This window comes from Paraburkholderia largidicola, from assembly GCF_013426895.1.
Lineage (GTDB): Bacteria > Pseudomonadota > Gammaproteobacteria > Burkholderiales > Burkholderiaceae > Paraburkholderia > Paraburkholderia largidicola.
On the sequence record NZ_AP023177.1, the window covers coordinates 100703 to 119580 of the forward strand.

Consider the following 18878-nt stretch of genomic DNA (forward strand, 5'->3'; position numbering starts at 1 on the left):
TGCGAAAGGTAGTCCTTATGAGCAGACGGGATGGCCATGTAGCGCGTTTCGGCTTTGGCGGGCCAGGCGTTTGCTAGTCACATGGCGTACTGATACCAGCCGCGCAGCCGGAAAGCGCGACGATTTCCTGGAGAAAGCTATGACCGCGACCAAACATGCAGTACCACCATTCCCGTCGCAACAGCAGGCCAATGTCCCCGGCCTCACCGCGCCGATGGACCCACAGCCCGACCACGGTGAAGAGAGTTATGTGGGACACGGCCGGCTTGCGGGGAAGGCTGCGATCATCACGGGCGGCGACAGCGGCATCGGACGCGCGGTAGCGATTGCATTCGCGCGCGAGGGGGCGGACGTGCTGATCTCCTATCTGAACGAGCACGATGATGCACAGGAGACACAGCGCTGGGTCGAAAAAGCGGGCCGCCGCGCGGTGCTGATACCGGGCGACATCAGAAGCACCGCGCATTGCAACGGGATCGTCGAGCGCGCGATGAGCGAGTTCGGCCGGATTGACATCATCGTCAACAACGCGGCCTATCAGATGACCTACGATTCACTCGATGAAATCACCGATGAAGAATGGAACACGACGTTCGATACGAACATCGGTGCTATGTTCAGGATCGTTCGCTCGGCCGTCAGGCATATGAAACCGGGCGGCTCGATCATTAACACGACATCGATCAATGCGGATAAACCCAATCCGGGGCTTCTCGCGTATGCGACCACGAAGGGCGCTATCCAGAACTTCACGGGCGGTCTTGCCCAATTGCTCGCAAGGCAGGGCCTTCGCGTTAATTGCGTCGCGCCTGGGCCGATCTGGACGCCGCTGATTCCGTCGACAATGCCAAAGGAAAAAGTCGAGAACTTCGGCAAGCAGGTGCCGATGGAGCGGCCGGGCCAGCCCGTTGAACTCGCGTGCGCTTATGTGATGCTCGCTACAGACGAAGCCAGCTACGTATCGGGGGCAACGATCGCCGTAACGGGTGGCGCGCCGATTCTCTAGCGTGTGTGCAGCCGGAGTCGCGTCGGCGTGCCGGGATGGAGGTCCCCGGGGCAGGCGGCGTCTGCCGCCAGGCAGGATGCGGCGCCGTCGCGACATCACATGACCGGCCCCGTAGACCGCAGACCACGATAGTCGATCAACGGACCCAGTTGGCTCTAACACCCGGAACCTGACACTCAGAACCCGACACCCAGGCCGACGCCCACTCCACCGCCGAACGAGCCGCCTCCCACGCCCACGCCAATGGCTGGCCCGGGCGCGTAATAGCCTGTGCCGTAAGCTGGGTAGCCGTTGTCATTGGGCGGAAGCGGATACGCATGCTGAAATGCCAGCCGCCAGCGCCAGGATGAAAAAAAGCCTGCACATGATTGACTCCGGGCGCCGGGGCGCCAAAACAACTTCCACCCACCCCCTCGTGCTCAAGGCACATGGGAATACTTCGCCGGGCAACGACGCGGCCCGCCTGTCGCGCGTATGCGGCGGGCAGACGGCATGTTGTTAGAATTTGGACTGTCGTAGTGCGGTTTCCTGTCCGTCGGGTGGCCGTTCGCCGGTGCTCAAGTGCTCGGTCGCCCGTACCTGTCAGGGTCACTCACTGCCTGACTTCCCCCGTCTTGCCAGCGGATGACGCAGATTGAGGGGATAAGGCTTTAGCCCGCTTATCCATCAACGTTCCCTCCTGGTTCTTCGTCCCTGACTTCTCGGCCTTGTCGGTCAGCGCCTTACCGGCGTCGCCGGACTGTACGGTGATCGCATCGCTGCCGGAGGGCGGCTTCCCTTGAGTCTGCTGGGCGCCGGCGCTCATGGCGAAAACATAGCCCAGTGCTCCTACAATAGAAAAGATTCTGTTCATACGTGTCTCCGTCAATTTCCATACGTCCGGTCGTTGAGGCCGCGCTGCTCATCCTCTTCGACGGGCGGCGAGCCGGGATCGACGCGATCTTGTTCCGGCACGCAGGGATCCTGTTCCGGGGGATCCTTGCCTTTGGGAATCAACATTTCATCCATATTGCCGTGCGGCTTCTGCATCACGGTCCCCTTGGGGTCGACTTTTACCTCGTCATGCTTCGTTTCAAGCCGGCGACGACGATCCGCACGCTCGACGGGGCCGACGGCCTCTTTGATCCGGTGTACGACATGGCGCGCGACTGGCTTTGATCTGCGTGCGTGCGGATAAGGCCTGGGTTATCTGTAAAGACGCGCGTCATCGGCTCCTGCGCAAGGGTAGGCTAGCGTGATGCCGCATTGGGCGTTCCAGGGCAAAGCTCGCGGATCGGGAAGGCCCCGAGGGCATCCGCAGCAACTGGCGACGTAGAATTGCGCTGCCGGTTTGCTATTCGGGGCCGGAACCGGCCTCACAAGCCATAACGTTCGCCGAGCTTCGTCTTCCATTTTTCGGCTGCATCGACAAACCCCACGCTTCTCCGCGCTCGAAATACGACGCATCCGCCGACATCTTCATGGGCGGGTGCGTGCCGAGCACCTGCAGCCCATTCGATAGGATCGCGAGGTGCTGTTTGAAGGTTCACTAAACGCGATCGTCGAGAGCCATCCTGGTCTGCACCGCGCACTTCCGCGCGAATTAATCGCGCATCTCGTAAGCAGGATCACCCTGGGTTTACGACACCATTCGTCGCGAAACTGATAGTCCGTGGTCGTGGAACATCCATTGCGCCAGTGTCTATGAACACAAGTCATCTTGGGTTCAAATCTCTTTGGTGTTCAAACTATCAAGGCCCGGCCATGAAACTGCTCATCACCCAAAGCGGACTACCTCGCGTGTCATGGGGCTCCGTATTTACAGGCGTCATTCTGTCGCTGATCGTGTATCTCGTTCTCACCGTGCTTGGCACGGCGATCGGCACGTCAGCATTCGCACCGCTTTCACGTTACAACCCGCTGGAAGGATACGGATTCGGCTCCGGCGCATATCTGATCGTGATGACGGTAATCGCAGTGTTTGTCGGCGCTTATTTCGCCGGTCGCTGCGCCCCCGTTCTTGGATGGCTTCACGGCCTGCTAGCGTGGGCAGTCATGATTCTCCTCGTCGCCTATGGAGCAGCTTCCCTGTTCGGCACCGCTGTGGGAGCAGCCGGAAGCGTCGCGTCGGCGGGCGTGACAGTCGCTGCTACCGCAGACCGGCCGGGGACAGTTGGCACGATGGCGGGCGCGCTGCCTCAACAGCTCCAGGGTGCGGTCGCGTCTGCGACTGCTGCGGCGTCCAGTCCACAGGCGCAAGCCGACGCGCGTCAGGCAGCAGACACCGCTGCGCGCAACGTAGCGCGTGCTTCGTGGTTCTCGTTTGCGGCGCTGATTGTCGGCGCTATCATCGCCATCGTCTCAGGGCACGCGGGGTTCAAGCATCAACCACCGTTCGAGGAGGCTGCCGGAGTGTCAACCGATAATCGCCCGGTCCTGCGCGACCCGCCTCGCTCCACGGTCTCGGGCCGCACCGCCCCTTGAAAAAATCTGATGCGGTTGATTGATTTCTGCGGCGTGCCTCGGACACGGATACAGTAGAGGTGCTATCGGGGTACGATCGCATCTCTACCTCGCTCCAACCGGCGGTGAGGGATGCGGTTGCGCGTCCTTCGCCAATATGCGGCGTGGCGTAAGGGGGGAAGCTGGGGTGATGGCGCAGGATCCCGAGACCGCCGAGCACAGCACGATGCCAAGCCAAGCCAAGCCATCGCCACGGGACTGGTCGACTATGTGTTGCCCGTCGAAAAAATGGCGGCCGCGTTGACCGAGTACATCGACCGGTCGAAAAGCGTGACATTTCCAGCAGCCGGCGCCCACGGGCGTTCGCCCGATCTCGAGCCTGTGCTTCGAGCGCTGGCCCAGGCCGGCTCCGAATTCCGGGGCTACAAGCGGGGCACGCTGGAGCGGCGCATCGCGCGTCGCATGACGGTCAAGCGCGTCAGTACGCTCGACGCCTATTGCGACATCCTGAGAAATGACGTCGACGAAGCGGAGGCGCTCAGCCTGGACATGGTGATTGGCGTGACCGAGTTTTTCCGCGATCCCGAAGCCTGGCAGGTGCTCTCGGAGCGCGTCCTCGCCAGCCTTCTTGCCGAGCCGGAAGGAGACCAGCCGTTACGGGTCTGGGGGTGCCGGGCTGCGCAACAGGTGAGGAAGCGTATTCGATGGCGATTCTGCTGACCGAGGAGATCGAGAAGCAGAACGCCTCGCGGAAGTTCAAGATCCTTGCTTCCGACGTCAATCGCGCCGCACTGGCACGGGCGCGCTCGGGTGTCTACGCGCCAGGCGTCGCATTGCCGCTTGGCGAGCGGCGCCTGGCGCGGTTTTTCCATATGCACGGCGATGGGTATCAGGTCCGGCAGGAACTGCGCGAGGCGGTTCTTTTCACGCCGCAGAACCTGATCGCCGACCCGCCATTTTCGCGGGTCGATCTGATCAGTTGCCGCAATCTGCTGATCTACCTCGAACCGGAGGCGCAGCAGCGCGTATTCGAGCTGTTTCATTTCTCGCTGAACCCGAAGCGGTATCTGTTTCTTGGGCGCTCGGAAAGCACTGATCCCGATTCGATCCAGTTCCAGGAGGTTTCGAAGGCCTGGCGCATCTATCAGCGCAGTCCCGTCGCAACGCCAGGGATTTCCGGGTACCGCTTTTCGGCCCGCCCAATACGTCGTGAAGAATTTCAGCCAGCTAGCCGCGTCGGCGCCAGAAACAAGGGATACGCGGAACTCGTCAACGCGACCCTGCTGGCCGAGCATCACGCCGCGTCCGTACTCGTCAATCCGGCGCACCAGGTGCTTTACGTAAGCGGCGCCGCGGATGAGTATCTGGGGCAGCCGGCGGGCGAGCCGACGGGCAACGTTCTCGACATGGCACGCGAAAACCTGCGGCTGAAGCTACGGATTGCACTGCGCCGCGCGGGGGAGAACGGGTCGGCTACGCCTGTCAGCGAAATTGTGACGAACGGGGACGCGGCGCCCATCAAGATCACAGTTACACAGCCTTTCGACACAGCGCACTCAGGCCAGGCGCTGCTTGTGATCTTCGCGCGGGTGCCGATGATTGACCGGCCCGTTGTACCCGCTCCGACGGGCGTCGATTCGGACCTGTGGCACCTTGAGAGCGAACTGCGCACGACGCAGGCAGCGTTGGGCAGCACCATCGAGGATCTTGAAGAAAGCAACAGTGAACTGAGGGTGTCGAACGAAGAGATTCTCTCAATGAACGAGGAGTTGCGTTCGGCGAACGAGGAACTTGAAACATCAAAAGAAGAGTTGCAGGCGGTCAACGAGCAGCTAAACCAGGTGAACTGGCAACTTCGAGCAGAAGGTCGAGCAGCTGGAGGTGCTCACCGAGGACGTCACGAATCTTCTGGCAAGTACGGAAATCGCCACGTTACTACTTGACCGCCAAGGGCTGATCAAGCGATTTACGCCTAGCGCGGGCGCCATGTTTGGGCTCGCGTCGCCCGACACCGGGCGCGCCATCGCAGAGGTGCTTGGCGCACCGCTGGGCGACGCATTGATGCCCGACGTGGATCAGGTGCTTTCTGGTGTGACCGGACAGGCGGAGCGCGAAATCGAAACGGCTACCGGCCAGTGGTATGTCCGCCGGATTACGCCGTACGCAACCGTCCGCAACAGACCAGCTGCGGGTGCCGTCATCACGTGGACTGACATCACTCATGTCAAGCGTCTCGACGAGCGGGCCCGACGCCTTGCGGCAGTCGTTCAGGATTCGAACGATGCCGTCACGATATTCGACCGCACGGGCCACTTTCTCGCCTGGAACAAGGCCGCTACCACGATGTACGGGTACAGCGAAACGGAAGCATTGCGATGTCCGTGTCGGATCTGCTTCCAGCCGGCGCCAGACAGGATCATCTCGACTTCATCCAGCATGCGCTCCATAACGAAGCGTCGCACTCGTATGAAACGCGACGGGTGGCCAAAGATGGGCGCGTGATCGATATCTGGCTGACGATGTCGATACTGCGGGATGACGTGGGCAACGTCACCGGCGTGGCGTCCACCGAGCGCGACCTGACCGAGCGCAGCATGAGCAACGCCTACCTGCGCGAGCGGGCGGAGCAACTGGCACAGGCCGACCACCGCAAGAACGAATTTCTCGCCGTGCTTGGACATGAGCTGCGCAACCCGCTCGCGGCACTTGTATCGGCGACGACTCTGCTGAGATCGGCAGCCAGCGACGATGCGCGGAAGAGCTGGGCCACGGGAGTCATTGAGCGTCAGGGAAGGGCGTTAATGCTTCTGGTGAATGACATGCTCGATCTCACGCGAATCACAACCGGCAATATCGAGCTCAACCGCCAGACGGTCTTGCTCAAAACGGTGGTGCAGAGCGCGATCGAGGTTTGCCAGCCAATCGTCGACGAACGGCGCCATAGCCTGTCTGTTTCGTTGCCGGCAGAACCCGTCCTTTTATATGTGGATGCGACCCGCCTGTCGCAGGTCATCGAGAATATCGTCATCAACGCAGCGAAGTTCACTGCGTTCGGCGGGTCGATCAGACTGAGCGCGACGACAACGGCGCATCGGCTGCTGCTGAGCATCAAGGACAATGGGCGAGGGATTGCGCCCGCGATGCTGGGGACTCTTTTCGAGATGTTCGTTCAGGGCCCCGCCTCCGGCGGGCGGCGCAACAATGGGCTCGGCGTGGGGCTATCGGTGGTTAAACGTCTCGTCGAGTTGCATGGCGGCTCGGTGAGAGCCATCAGCGACGGCGTGACCGGCAGCGAGTTCATCATTGACCTGCCACTGGATGCAGCGCCAAAAGCAGCGAAAGACATCCTGGTGGAGTCCGCACCCTCGGGAGCCGACCTCCCGAAGCGAATCCTCATTGTCGACGACAACGTCGATGCAGCAGAAGCGCTGGCGATACTTCTGACCATGCAGGGACACGAGGTCGAGACACGTGCCGACGGTGCTTCCGGAATGGCCGCCGTGACAACCTACAGCCCGGATATTATCCTGCTCGACATTGGACTGCCCGACATGGACGGATACGAGGTTGCGCGGCAATTGCGCGAGTCAGGAGCGAGTGAGGGTATGACGCTCATCGCGGTCACCGGATATGGTTCGCCGGCGGATCGTATCCGCTCGGCGGAGGCCGGGTTCGACCACCATCTCACCAAGCCTGTGGAAGCCGACGAGCTCATACGGCTGCTCGCCGGGTAGTCCCGGCGGGAAAGGTCTGGCCGTGCTCGTCGGACACTTCGGCTCGCAACCCGGTTCGCGTACTTTTGCCGTCCCCGAATGGCGGGGCACACTGAGCACCGACCTGCAGCGCCCCTCATCCGCCGTGCTCAATGTTCCACAACACGGTGGCGCTTAGCCTGCCCCTGCGAGTGTGCTGCGCGGCCGCATGCCGGTCATTGGTCCCGGCGGCGTCGCGATCGATCGAAGTCGCCATCAACGGGATACGCCAGTTCGGCGCGCCACGTCTTCGGGCATACGTCATGCGCAATGAAAGACGCTGCACCACCCCCGGCGCAGCTTCAAGACCCAAGGAGCAATCATGCCTACGAAGACCCTCAACGATCTGTTCATTCATTCGCTATCAGATATCTATAGCGCCGAAAAACAGATGACAAAGTCGCTCCCGAAGATGGCGCGCGCGTCAACGAATCCTGCCCTGCGGGCGGCCTTCGAAAAGCACCTTGTAGAAACGCAGGGACAGGTTCAAAGAATCGACCAGATCGTCGAAACGAGCGGTATCAAGCTCAAGCGCATCAAGTGTGCCGCCATGGAAGGCCTTGTCGAGGAGGGCCAGGAGGAGATTGACGAAATTGAAAAGGGGCCCGTCCTCGATACCGCGCTCATTGCGGCAGCCCAAAAGGCCGAGCACTACGAAATCGCGTCATACGGCTCGCTGATCGCCCTGGGCAATCAGCTGGGCGAAACGGAGGCAGTGAAGCTTCTGGCCGAAACGCTGCAGGAAGAGAAGGCGACTGACGAAGCTCTTTCCTTGCTGGCAGTAGAGAAGGTGGCAGCGGAGGCAATGGGAAAGTAGTGATTCCCGGCTGATCAGCGCGGACAAGTCGAATTGCCGCCCCGCGGGGCGGGTTGCTTTATACCGTAGGAGATGCACATGAGAGCATTGCGCTGGCACGGCAAGCATGACATTCGTTGCGACACGGTTCCCGATCCCATCATCGAGCAAGGTCGTGACGCCATTATCAAGGTATCGACCTGCGCGATTTGCGGCTCCGACCTGCATCTCTTCGATGGATTCATGCCCACCATGGAGAGTGGCGACATCATGGGCCACGAGTTCATGGGCGAGGTCGTCGACGTCGGGAAAGACAATCACAAGCTGAAGGTCGGCGATCGGGTCGTCGTGCCGTTCACCATTTTCTGCGGCGAGTGCGAGCGTGGCAATTTCTCTGTCTGCGAGGGTAGCAACCGCAACGCAGCGAAAGCTGACAAGGTGTTTGGCCACACGACGGCGGGGCTGTTCGGCTATTCGCATCTCACAGGCGGTTATGCAGGTGGACAGGCCGAATACGTGCGCGTGCCCATGGCCGATACGACCCACGTCAAGATCCCCGACGGACTGACCGACGAGCAGGTTCTTTTCCTCGGTGACATCTTTCCGACCGGTTGGCAGGCCGCCGTGAACTGCGATATCCAGCCTGACGATACGGTCGCGATCTGGGGTGCGGGTCCCGTAGGGCAAATGGCGATCCGCAGTGCAGGAATTGACTAACGGAAAGGGGCCGGAGAAATGTATCGACGCGGTGGGCATGGAGTCCCATGCGACGCGCTCTTTCGATGCCGTTTATGACCGCGTCAAACAGGCCGTGATGTTAGAGACCGACCGTCCGCATGTGCTGCGCGAAATGATCTATGTGTGCCGTCCGGCGGGAATCCTGTCGGTGCCTGGCGTCTACGGCGGACTGATCGACAAGATTCCGTTCGGGGCGTCGATGAACAAGGGACTCACGTGGAAGATGGGGCAAACCCATGTCAACCGATGGACAGACGACCTGCTGCATCGGATTCAGGAAGGCCAGATCGATCCTTCATTCGTGATCACGCATACGGTGTCGCTAGAAGAAGGGCCCGCTATGTACAAGACATTTCGCGATAAGGAGGACGGTTGCATCAAGGTTGTACTGAAACCTTAGATCCAGCTAATTTTCCGCAAGGGAAATTGCCGGGCGTACCGGAATACACCAGCGTCTACTACAACATGTCGGATGGCGATGACGCGCCGCGGGGTCCGTGGAACCAGGGCCCGCACTAGGAGTTTGTTGAGAAGATCGAACCAGCCGTCGACGGTGGGGACGGTCTCGCCAGCGTGCAGGTCTGGCCTGAACAAGTTGAAGTGTTGACCGCGATGGCATTGCGTACGGCCTCTGTTGTTGAAAGCGACCCGGTCACGGGCGCCGATCTCGGCGCGGGACAAGATGGATCACCCAAAAAGTAAAGTTGGGAACGGGGCGAAGCGTTCTCCTTACGGCCAACGCCCCCGCAACATTATTGAAGGGCGCACGGATGTCTGGCGCCAGACCTATTGCGCGGCGACACCCTTCTGTGTCGCCAGCGACTGCGCGTGTTGGTAGTGTTCCTGGATGGTTGGCATCGCGTCCTGAGCTGCCTTCTTGAGCTTGGCGTCCTGTCCGTTCGTTATCTCCTTCTGAAACGCAGAGATGGCCTGCTTGTGTCCCTCAAGTCCCACCTTCTGGATATACGCCTGATCGAATTCCTTCCCCTTCAGTCCCTTGAGCGAATCAAGGACCGCCGTGTCGGAGTTGTCCTTTGGCACAGTAACACCCTTTGGCGCCGCCATTTTCAGTTGCACGGTCAACTTGGTGTGATCGGCCATCATATGGTGCGCGAAAGACTTAACGTCCTTGTCCTCTGAGTTCTTCTGCGCAAGTTTCGCGGCGTCGATTTCGGTCGACGAGGACATTGATGCCGCTTGCACGAAGTCCTTATCGACCTGAGCTAACGGGTTAGCCGCCGTCGTGGAGGCAGCCTGCGTTTGCGCACCGGCAGGGCACATGACAGATCCGGCGACAACACCGGTGATGATCAAAATATGCTTCATTCTCATGCTTTTTCTCCGTAAGGGGGACGGGGGCTGCCGGGGCACATGTGGATGGCGACACGAACTCCCGCCAGTCAGCGCGAACGGCGGGATAACAGGGGATGACGGCCCTTGAGCAAGCGCAGGACGGCACGAGCCACGACGGTGGTGAGCACCAACGTCGCGACGGGAAAAGTACCCGCAGTATCAAGCGCTATCTCCGTCGGATGCTCCCGAAGCAGTTCGAGACGTCGGCGTGTCATTTCGGCCCCAAGCACACGCAGCTCACTTTTCAGGGATCGCTCGGCAGCCGGAAGCAACACGGTCTCCTCATCAGCGACATGGTGCATCGTGTCGCGTATCAGCTCCATGAAAAGCGCGTCGTACTCCACGTTCTCGGGACCCATGCCGCGTAACCTGGCGATGACGTCACGCATTTGCTCATGCTCCGGAAGACTTTTCTTCAGTACGTCGTTGCCCGGCTCGGCGCGAGCGAGAGCGGGATAAAAAATTTCTTCCTCGAGCTGCGCGTGGATCTCAAGCGCCTTGCATATCGAATTAACGATAGCCCGCTTACGCCACAAGGCAGTTTCAGCGCGATAGCGATGGAAAGCCAGGATGACGTGTGAGTGGTCAAGCCGGATCATCGTCGTGATACCGGGCGACATTGACCCCTTTGGCGTGGACATGGAAGTCTCCAAAGACTGACATAAGCACGCCAGTAACCGAGCATCCGGTATTCCCGCTGTTGCTCGGCCACGTATTGTCAGCACATCACAACGAGATGGCTGCCTGGCTATTGCATTGATACCGCAACTAGACCCGGGTCGGTAAGGGCATCGTTTCAATGACGCGAGAGGGCACTTCGCGTTGGCGCCCACGTGTCTGACGCTGCCTCGCTGCCGTTAGCCAAGATCGGCACCGTGGGCTATGAGTTACCCGGCGCAGCGCCGAGTCCCACGCATACGTCATGCGCCGTCAGAGACACGCGGCACACCTTCCCGGAGTGCGGTTATGGAAAATCTGGCAGAGATGCCGTGAAGAGTTATGACATCATTGTGGTGGCGGCGTCGAGCGGAGATCCGTCCGCACTCAAAACCTGATATCTGCGTGGCCAGCCGATTTGCCCGCATCGGTTTTCGTCGTGATGCATGTCGGCACGTAGGCCAGCACCCTGCCACATTTGCTGCAAAAAGCTTGTGCTATGCGAGTTCAACACGCCGTGCACCACAGGGCCGAAAGAAAATTTCGCCCGCCCGGCGGCTGACCCTTTGTTTCGATCCGCTGCGATCAATTACGGGCATCGCGTTATCGGAACTGTCCTTACTGGCCATCTCGACGGCGGTGCGGCGGGCCTAAAGGCAGTCAATGCATGCGGCGGATTCGTTGCCATACAAGATCCAGCGGAATCGGCTGCACCCGGGATGCCCGAAAATGCACTCCGCGCGGTTAGGGCTGACATCGTTGCCAGCGTGGCGGAACTCGCTGCAGTCGTCGTGAAACGATTGGATGAGCCGGTGGGAGCGAAAACCAAGCCGTCGAACATTCGCCACATCGCAGCGATCGGTACGCGCAGCCCCTTACCTGCCCGGAATGCGGTGGGTCGTTTGGCGAATCGGTGAAGATGCGCCACCTCGATTCCGGTGTCGCACCGGTCACGCCTTTTCCGCTCTGGCGCTCGAAGATGTGCAGCGAGAGCAGACTGAGAACGCATTAGGTCTGTTGTACGAGGCCTGCAGGAGCGTTTGTCACTTGCGAAACAGCGGGCGACAACTATCGATGATCCTTTGGAACGCGCAGAGATGAGCTCACATATCGAAGGGCTTGCGGCGGCGAAGACGCTGCTTACGACCTGCTTCGCAACACGGTGCGCGACACCTGATCCCAGACGCGTCCGGGCTTTCTCTTTTGCCCAGCCGTGGAAGCGTGCCCACGAAATCTCACGGGCCACAACGTCCGATAGGACGATTGTGACCCCGGCTGTCCGGCATTGGATCAACGAAGGAGGTAACGCAATGATAATCCACGCATTCTCTCAGTTCTCGCAGGATGAACGGGACGATTTCGCGGCTGTATGCCAAAGATTCGGCCGAGTTGTGGAGGAATTTGGACTGGTAGACGAGGATAATATCCGAGCGGTCGCGGTGGTAGGCAAGTGACAGTAACACTCCGTGGTGGGTCAACCCGTGACGCTGTATGGATCGCGTGATAGCGAATGGATCGCTGCGGCGCGAGGCGTCGTTTCTGCATCGCTGGTGAGCGAAAAAGAGGGAGTGCAAGAGTGCGGCCCGGCTGGCACTTCATAGTACCCCTACGAAGTGGCGTTGGGCGCGCCCGGGACCTGTTTCTATCTCCGGGGAGATTTGGATACAGGCGTGGTCGTGGTGGATGGTTGTCTGGCAGGCCGGCCAGCGCCTGATTCCCGTCGGTGCGGGCGGCGTCTTCGGCCAGGAAAGCTCTCTTGCTAAAGGCGATTAGTTTGAAGCCAGATCCCCTGACACGCGGAACGGTGTTGCCCCAATGCCAGCCTCCCCCTGCTCGAAAACGTGCAATTCGGGGACGGCGAGATGAGGTAATTCGGGGAAAGGAGTCATTGCACATTCGGCCGTCGGAACTGCAAGCGCAGGCGCGTTATCGATAGAGTGGAGATCTGGCCGTACAGTGTGACGCATCCGCCATCATGCTAAAGCACGCTTGCACCGTTTGAGCGGCAGGTTTTGCCCCGAAGATGTCCGATACGGCAAGTGCGGAAGACCTTCGGAATAGCAAGTTCAAGCTAACGCAACTCAACGAAGCATGAACGCTTTCATTTCGCCCGTGAGTTCGCCGACAGTTGGAATCGATTCGGGCCCGGTTCTTCCGATTGCTGCAGTTGGGGTTCGCAAGCGGGTACATGTGCATAGTCGGCGCCCTATCTGTCGAGGCGCAACTGCCTGAATGTCCACTATGCGGGACGACCCGAATTGCCGCGTCCCGGACCTTCCTTTTACTATCAACTCCCACCGCATATCGCAGCCAGACGCGCCACCGGCCATACGTCGCCAAAAGCGAACGCCTTAACCGGCGCGATCCCTATCGCACCTAGTCGATCTATCAGGAGGCAGGCATGCTTAGCGCTCACGAATTTGCGACCCTGATGTTGGTCAAGGACTCCGCCGACCAGATTGCCGACCGGACGGAACTCGACGCGTTACTCGAACGTCAGCTGGTCGCAATGGAGCAGTTGGCGGGAGGGGGCGTGCTGCCTCGCGTGACACAGGAGGGGGATTCCCTGCTTCGTGCCCTTTCACGCATGCACTGACATGTCGATCCATCTGAAGCGCCGCCGTCGAATTGACGTGGGTAGCGGACTGGTCTCTCGTTGCCGTCCGCCGGTTGAACCCTCAATGCCGATGATGCATCAGGTCGACGTAATGGGAACCAAGTTATCGGCTTGATCTTCCTTCGCATGCGTTCGGGTGGTGGAGGGGGCAAGCCATAGCACCACGCCGACCATCAACATCACTGCCGGGCCCATCAGGTACGCCATAAACGTTTCACTCACGACATCCTGCTTCAGGTCGGTCGCCGCAGTTACGCTCCAGGTGACGGCCCGCGCCAAGCGCACAGCCCGTTGCCGTTAGCGTTGCTTCGCATTGCAATAACCAGCGTGACGTCATGCCGCAAATGAAAGATTGACGCAAGAGTTAACCGCTCGAGCAGGCGTTGCAAAAAACTAACCCACTGCTGGAGATTCCGATACTGGTTCAGTTTTACAAAGGATCGGACGGAAAGTGATGATTACTGCACGCCTTTGTGAACGATTATGAAAATGCGTCTCAAAGTACTGTCTTATTGCCTTTGTTTAACGGTGCTTTGAATGTTTTGTTCGCTTTATTGCGGCGGCGGATCGGGCAGAGGCGTATCTTGACTGGGGGACGAATTTTTCGGGGCCTTGGCTTTATAGGAGGAGAAGGTCAGTCATCTGTTTCCGCGTCCTTGATGCATTGCGCTGCCGCCGGTCCGAATGCGACTGGCAAATTATCGGGCGGATAGCGACAGGAAGTTTGTCTCCCGCTTCCGGAGATCATCTAGTAACATTCATCAGCATTGCATTATTTAATTGGCGGCGACCTGACTTTCGCAGGGGAGGGAAAACTCCGGGTGAGGCGCGAGAAAGAACATGACATCGTTTGCGTCGCCGAAGGCTGTGCCCTCGTAATTCGGCACTTTAAGGCCGATGCTGCGCGTCGGCCGATTTTTTTGGGGCGGACGAGGAGATTCGCGTGATCAACTGGTACTTTGCGTCCACTTGGTAGTTGGCGAAAAACGAAATGATTGAGAGAAGCGCAAACACGCGAGTGGCGAAAAGCAGTCGGCTCAAAGCTACCCGCTCTCTGATTGAGACCAGATACACTCTCGAATTAGCCCGTGGGTCGTCGGTGATTGCGAGTACCCTTACTCGATCCTCCTTGATGCAGGCGATCGGAGAAACATTGTCTGCTTTTGTCGCGAATCACGGAACCGGAGACCTCGATGGGTTTGTCCTTGTCCTTAGCGAGCGATTAATTCAGCGCGATAGGGCTGATGCAGCAGAAATGATCGACAACTGGAGACCGGCCGGGTCAAGCCAGTCGTGACGAAACTATCAACGCACACAGTTGCTGGCGAAATACGAGGCGGTTATCCGACGTCCCTCTTCAGTTCGGCGTTTATCGACTTTAAAGCGGATTGCGCCCGTGTTCGCGAAGCTCCGGTTCAAAGTAGATCCATCGGGCGGCTGGAAACTGCGACTTCAGTTCGTTCTCGATGCGGTCAATCGTGCGAACGAGGTCACTGGCGCTGCCTTCGACCTCGAGCTCTGCCTGCACGGCGATCACGAGATCGTCCGCCCACTTCAGCACCACGAGGCTCACCGCTTGCAGGATTTCGGGCCGCGTCTTTAGCCATTTGTCCATCGCTTCGCGGACAGACCCCGACTGCGAGATATGGACTGTCGAGTGGCGACGAACGAAGCGCGCGAACGATTCCGACGGCGACAGAAGCAAGGCCGCCAGCAACAAAAAGCTGCATCGCGACAAGCATGCCGTAGATGTATTGTTCGCGGCCAAAGCCAAACGGATGTTGTTCATCCGGCTTTGTGCGCGCGCGGCGGTGGCCGTAAAGTATGATGAGCTGGTTGAGGCAGCCGGCACTTGAATGAATCGCTTCAGCCAGAGATGCTCCCGAATTTGTCAGCACCGCGACCACGTATTTGCAGGCAGCCACCGCGATGTTGGGCGCGAGCGCATAGTAGATCGCGCGAGGGGTCGAGGAGGCGCTACGTCTTCGGCTGACCTTCATTGTGCCGCCATCATGGCTCTGCCCTTTGCCTCAGGTCGGCCAGAACATGCCGATCGCCGCCAGGCCCATTACGCCCGTTGCCAGCCATCCAATCCACAGCAACGCACCCTTCAGGGCAAACTTTCCCATTACGTCCCGGCTGCCTGCCATCAGCATCACGAGCGCCATGATCGGCACAGCCGCAATCCCGTTGACGACGGCGCTCCAATACAACGCCTTGATGGGATCGAGATGCGCGAATGTGAGCGCAACGCCACCGAGAATTGCGACTGCAACGACTGCGTAGAACTGTTTCGCCAGGTTGACCTGCAAGGCAAGACTATTACGCCATTTCATCGCGCCTGCCGCCGCATAGGCTGCCGACCCTGCGAGGACAGGCAAGGCGAGTAGCCCTGTTCCGACAATTCCAAGACTGAAGAGGGCAAACGCCATTTCTCCGGCGATCGGTTTAAGCGCGCTGGCCGCGTCGGCTGTCGTTTTCACCTCGACATGGTGGGCATGCAGTGTCGCAGCAGCGGATAGCATGATGAAGAACGCGACGGCATTCGACAGAGCCATACCCACCCACGTATCGATGTCGATCCGCTTGAGCTGGATGCTCGCCTGCAGCGGCGCGCGTAATAGCGGTTGCTGGGCAGGATGTGAACGGATCTCCTCGACTTCCTGAGAGGCCTGCCAGAAGAACAGATACGGGCTGATTGTCGTACCCAGCACCGCGACAACTGTCGTCAGATAGTCGCCTGAGAAGCTGACCGGTGGCTTGACGATACTCAGTCCTACCGCCTTCCAGTCGACCGGGATCACAAACGCCATGGCCACGTACGCGAACAGTGCAAGTGTCAGCCACTTCAGGAAGCGCGCGTAGCGCTCGTAGGTCACGAAGACCTGCAACAGGAGAGAGGCGGTGCCCAGTAGCACGACGTAAAGCTGGACAGGTCCACCGAGTACGAGCTTCGCAGCAGCACCCATGGCTGCAAGATCGGCGGCGATATTGATCGTATTTGCGACGAGCAGCACCATTACGGCGGCATAGAGGATGGGCGCGGGATAGTGACGGCGGAGGTTTGTCGCGAGTCCCCGACCAGTCACACGCCCCAGCCGTGCGCTGACGGACTGGATCGCGACCATGAGCGGGTAGGTGAGTAGCATTGTCCAGAGCAGACCGAATCCAAATTGCGCGCCCGCCTGGGTGTAAGTTGCGATTCCGCTCGGGTCATCGTCCGCCGCGCCGGTAATCAATCCGGGACCGAGGCGCTTCATCCATGAGCGCTCCGCCTCATCTTCGACAACAAGCTCCGGTTCGGCCTGCCCGTTTTCGTATGTTTTCATGGTTACCGCCATTCGTCGCACCGGAAGGGCTCGAACGTCGGCCCGTTATCGTTGACAGCAGGTTGCGTGCCGCAATTCGCGGATATATGTCCTCAGTTCGCCTGGCCTTTCGCGACGTGTTGCTTTTCATTCACAACTGACCAAAATCGAACGCGAGTCGACCGAAGTTCGTCTTCCGGATTTGGGCCTCCCGCATCGAACACGCCCACCACGCCAATACCACCCGTCGGGCGCATTGCCTGAACGCAATTACTCATGGTCGAAAAAAGCACTTCGTGTCCCTGCAGCTGCATTGATAGCGGACAAGTGGTGCCCTGTTGGGCAAAAGGGACGGGCCGGGCTCTGGCATAGCCATTGCTCGCGGCTTGTATCGATTCTTTAGGCGTGCGGAGGTTGTCGCGCCCGCGTGGAGAGGTCGCTTTTCCGTCGGAGGATCATTGACACGACAAAAAGTGATGGTGAGTCGGCCCAGCTCTCCAGCAAGAGGCCATCCGTCCGTAAAGGGCAGATCACAGACAACATGCCGCGAAGCGAATTTCGCGTCCGCTTCATGAGCCGTTGTTACGATCCAGCATTCTGAGCGGAGGACGCTGCGCTTGAACGGCTTGAGCAGATCGCATGGGACGCTCATACCGACGGTCGCAAGGCACCGATCACGGCGAGGGCGTTGGGTTCGCGAACCCGTGCTACGACTGCCAGTTGAATGGCGCGCGGCGGCCGGAAAGATTGGGCTTGCGCAGGCGACGCAGCGTGATCCGGCAACGCCGTCGAAGGTGTTAGACAACAATGTTCGTCGCGCAACGACTGTACATGTCCGGGAGAAATGTCGAAAAGCTTCCGGCTTGCCAAACTTGCCGGCGACGTTCCGAAACATCTCGCAGGCCGCGCATACGGCGTCGCCGTGCAGGTGATGTGGCGGGAACCGAAGGCTCGCGTCGTGCGCTATGTGACTGGCTGGATTGGATGGGATTCGTTGAATCTGGCGCAAAGGCGCGACTGATCGCTTTATTGGCTACTACGAGCCGTATGCGACGAGCCATCAGATACTCGACGACGACCACGACATGCAGGAAGAGGTAGCGAACGCGGCGCGCTCTGTTGCGACGGCTGTCAAGGAAATCCGCGAGGGTCGCCTGCATCGTCCTGATGAAAATATCGCCACGCCGCGCCCCAAGTGAGATCGCGGGTTGCCTGGCAACTGATGTCTCGCGATCCGTCGATGCATTCGCACGGTCCGATTGGACGCGAGGAGTAGGGGGCGGCACGTCGACCCGGAGATCATGAATGTTCGCAGGCTTTCTTGAGCAATTTGTTACCGTAAGCGGAGCGTGTCTGCGCGTGCGAACTGCCAGCAAGGGGCCACCCGTGCTGCTATTGCACGGACACCCGCGCACGCATGCGACCTGGTCGCGCGTCGCGCCAATTCTGGCTGAGCACTTTTTCGTAGTCTGTCCAGACTTGCGTGGTTTTGGAAAATCGTCAAAACCGGTCGACATGCCCGAGCACGCCGGTTCGTCCAAACGTGCGAAGGCAATGGACTGCATCGAACTGATGCGGCATCTCGGACACGAAAGATTCTCGGTCGCAGGACATGACCGCGGGAGCTATGTCGCATTGCGAGCCGCGCTCGATCATCCCGCTGCGATAACCCGCCTTGCCGTCCTCGATAGCATTCCGATTATCGAGCATCTTCTAAGGTGCGACGAGCAGTTCGCGCGTCGCTGGTATCACTGGTTCTTCTTTGCGCAGCCAGAAAAGCCCGAGCGCGCAATCCTTGTCGACCCCCTTGCCTGGTATGGCGGCTCGCCGGATGTCATGGGCGTGGAGGAGTTCGAGGATTTCCGCCAGGCGGTCACGGACCCGTCGACGGTCCACGGCATGATCGAAGACTATCGCGCGGGGCTCACCGTCGATCGACGGCATGACGAGGAAGATCGTCAGGCTCGCCGCCGCGTTCAATGTCCGACTTTGTGCCTGTGGTCGACGAAGGACGATCTCGAAGATCTATACGGTGATGTGCTTGCCATCTGGAAACCATGGACGACCCTGCTGGAGGGTGGCCCGATCGAAAGCGGTCATCACATGGCGGAAGAGGCGTCCCACGAACTGGCTAACCGACTCCCGCACTTCTTTTCAGCGGGATGAGCCTGGGGTGTCAGTCCGTTCCCTGGCGCCGTGACTGACTGGC

Annotated in this window: 18 protein-coding genes and 2 pseudogenes; 14 read left to right on the top strand and 6 right to left on the bottom strand. The window is 59.6% G+C overall.

What is annotated here, in order from left to right:
- Window positions 1-139 precede the first annotated feature (139 nt).
- Window positions 140-1006, top strand: a complete 867-nt coding sequence (locus PPGU16_RS39690) for an SDR family oxidoreductase (RefSeq protein WP_180727567.1) — start codon at window positions 140-142, stop codon at window positions 1004-1006.
- 592 nt (window positions 1007-1598) lie between these two features.
- Here PPGU16_RS39690 and PPGU16_RS39695 read toward each other — a convergent pair.
- Entirely contained in the window at window positions 1599-1859 is a 261-nt protein-coding gene (locus tag PPGU16_RS39695; RefSeq protein ID WP_180727568.1) for a hypothetical protein, read from the bottom strand.
- Between the two features lie 2 nt (window positions 1860-1861).
- On the opposite strand from PPGU16_RS39695, the gene PPGU16_RS39700 reads away from it, so the two are divergent.
- From PPGU16_RS39700 to PPGU16_RS42915, 9 genes and pseudogenes are all read left to right on the top strand, one after another.
- Window positions 1862-2164: a hypothetical protein gene (locus PPGU16_RS39700; protein WP_180727569.1), complete on the top strand. Its 303-nt coding sequence runs from the start codon at window positions 1862-1864 to the stop codon at window positions 2162-2164.
- 585 nt (window positions 2165-2749) lie between these two features.
- Window positions 2750-3469: a hypothetical protein gene (locus PPGU16_RS39705; protein ID WP_180727570.1), complete on the top strand. Its 720-nt coding sequence runs from the start codon at window positions 2750-2752 to the stop codon at window positions 3467-3469.
- Between the two features lie 111 nt (window positions 3470-3580).
- Window positions 3581-4168, top strand: coding sequence for a protein-glutamate O-methyltransferase CheR (locus PPGU16_RS42895; RefSeq protein WP_243460804.1), 588 nt, complete (start codon window positions 3581-3583; stop codon window positions 4166-4168).
- On the top strand, window positions 4153-5391 hold the full coding sequence (locus tag PPGU16_RS42900; RefSeq protein ID WP_243460805.1) for a CheR family methyltransferase: 1239 nt from the start codon (window positions 4153-4155) through the stop codon (window positions 5389-5391). Before PPGU16_RS42895 ends, PPGU16_RS42900 begins: the two co-directional genes overlap by 16 nt.
- Window positions 5330-5950: a PAS domain-containing protein gene (locus PPGU16_RS42905; RefSeq protein WP_345961204.1), complete on the top strand. Its 621-nt coding sequence runs from the start codon at window positions 5330-5332 to the stop codon at window positions 5948-5950. Before PPGU16_RS42900 ends, PPGU16_RS42905 begins: the two co-directional genes overlap by 62 nt.
- Window positions 5947-7182, top strand: a complete 1236-nt coding sequence (locus PPGU16_RS42910) for a hybrid sensor histidine kinase/response regulator (protein WP_345961205.1) — start codon at window positions 5947-5949, stop codon at window positions 7180-7182. The genes PPGU16_RS42905 and PPGU16_RS42910 overlap by 4 nt, the downstream gene beginning before the upstream one ends.
- Before the next feature lie 340 nt (window positions 7183-7522).
- Window positions 7523-8017 (top strand): YciE/YciF ferroxidase family protein, encoded by a 495-nt coding sequence (locus PPGU16_RS39715; protein ID WP_180727571.1) that lies wholly within the window; start codon window positions 7523-7525, stop codon window positions 8015-8017.
- 78 nt (window positions 8018-8095) lie between these two features.
- A pseudogene (locus PPGU16_RS39720) lies at window positions 8096-9134 on the top strand (zinc-dependent alcohol dehydrogenase).
- An 8-nt stretch (window positions 9135-9142) separates the two neighbouring features.
- Window positions 9143-9436 (top strand): annotated as a pseudogene (locus tag PPGU16_RS42915) (manganese catalase family protein); the annotation flags it as partial.
- 84 nt (window positions 9437-9520) lie between these two features.
- Here PPGU16_RS42915 and PPGU16_RS39725 read toward each other — a convergent pair.
- The gene (locus tag PPGU16_RS39725; protein WP_224030019.1) at window positions 9521-10060 is read right to left on the bottom strand and encodes a DUF4142 domain-containing protein; all 540 of its coding nucleotides are present in this window, start codon (window positions 10058-10060) and stop codon (window positions 9521-9523) included.
- Between the two features lie 74 nt (window positions 10061-10134).
- Complete coding sequence (locus tag PPGU16_RS39730) at window positions 10135-10728, bottom strand: hemerythrin domain-containing protein (RefSeq protein WP_180727573.1); 594 nt, start codon at window positions 10726-10728, stop codon at window positions 10135-10137.
- A 462-nt stretch (window positions 10729-11190) separates the two neighbouring features.
- On the opposite strand from PPGU16_RS39730, the gene PPGU16_RS43300 reads away from it, so the two are divergent.
- The gene (locus PPGU16_RS43300; RefSeq protein ID WP_350341210.1) at window positions 11191-11661 is read left to right on the top strand and encodes a chemotaxis protein CheB; all 471 of its coding nucleotides are present in this window, start codon (window positions 11191-11193) and stop codon (window positions 11659-11661) included.
- Window positions 11662-13145: 1484 nt separating this feature from the next.
- Entirely contained in the window at window positions 13146-13340 is a 195-nt protein-coding gene (locus PPGU16_RS39740; protein WP_042305867.1) for a hypothetical protein, read from the top strand.
- A gap of 99 nt (window positions 13341-13439) precedes the next feature.
- Here PPGU16_RS39740 and PPGU16_RS39745 read toward each other — a convergent pair whose 3' ends face one another.
- The 3 genes from PPGU16_RS39745 to PPGU16_RS39755 form a co-directional block, all read right to left on the bottom strand.
- Window positions 13440-13583, bottom strand: a complete 144-nt coding sequence (locus tag PPGU16_RS39745; protein WP_243460806.1) for a hypothetical protein — start codon at window positions 13581-13583, stop codon at window positions 13440-13442.
- Window positions 13584-14851: 1268 nt separating this feature from the next.
- A complete protein-coding gene (locus tag PPGU16_RS39750) occupies window positions 14852-15361 on the bottom strand; it encodes a cation diffusion facilitator family transporter (RefSeq protein ID WP_224029979.1) in 510 nt (169 codons plus the stop codon).
- 30 nt (window positions 15362-15391) lie between these two features.
- A complete protein-coding gene (locus tag PPGU16_RS39755; RefSeq protein ID WP_224030020.1) occupies window positions 15392-16621 on the bottom strand; it encodes an Nramp family divalent metal transporter in 1230 nt (409 codons plus the stop codon).
- Between the two features lie 892 nt (window positions 16622-17513).
- On the opposite strand from PPGU16_RS39755, the gene PPGU16_RS43440 reads away from it, so the two are divergent.
- A complete protein-coding gene (locus PPGU16_RS43440) occupies window positions 17514-17690 on the top strand; it encodes a hypothetical protein (RefSeq protein ID WP_338944082.1) in 177 nt (58 codons plus the stop codon).
- 284 nt (window positions 17691-17974) lie between these two features.
- On the top strand, window positions 17975-18835 hold the full coding sequence (locus PPGU16_RS39765) for an alpha/beta fold hydrolase (protein WP_180727576.1): 861 nt from the start codon (window positions 17975-17977) through the stop codon (window positions 18833-18835).
- Window positions 18836-18878: the final 43 nt, after the last annotated feature.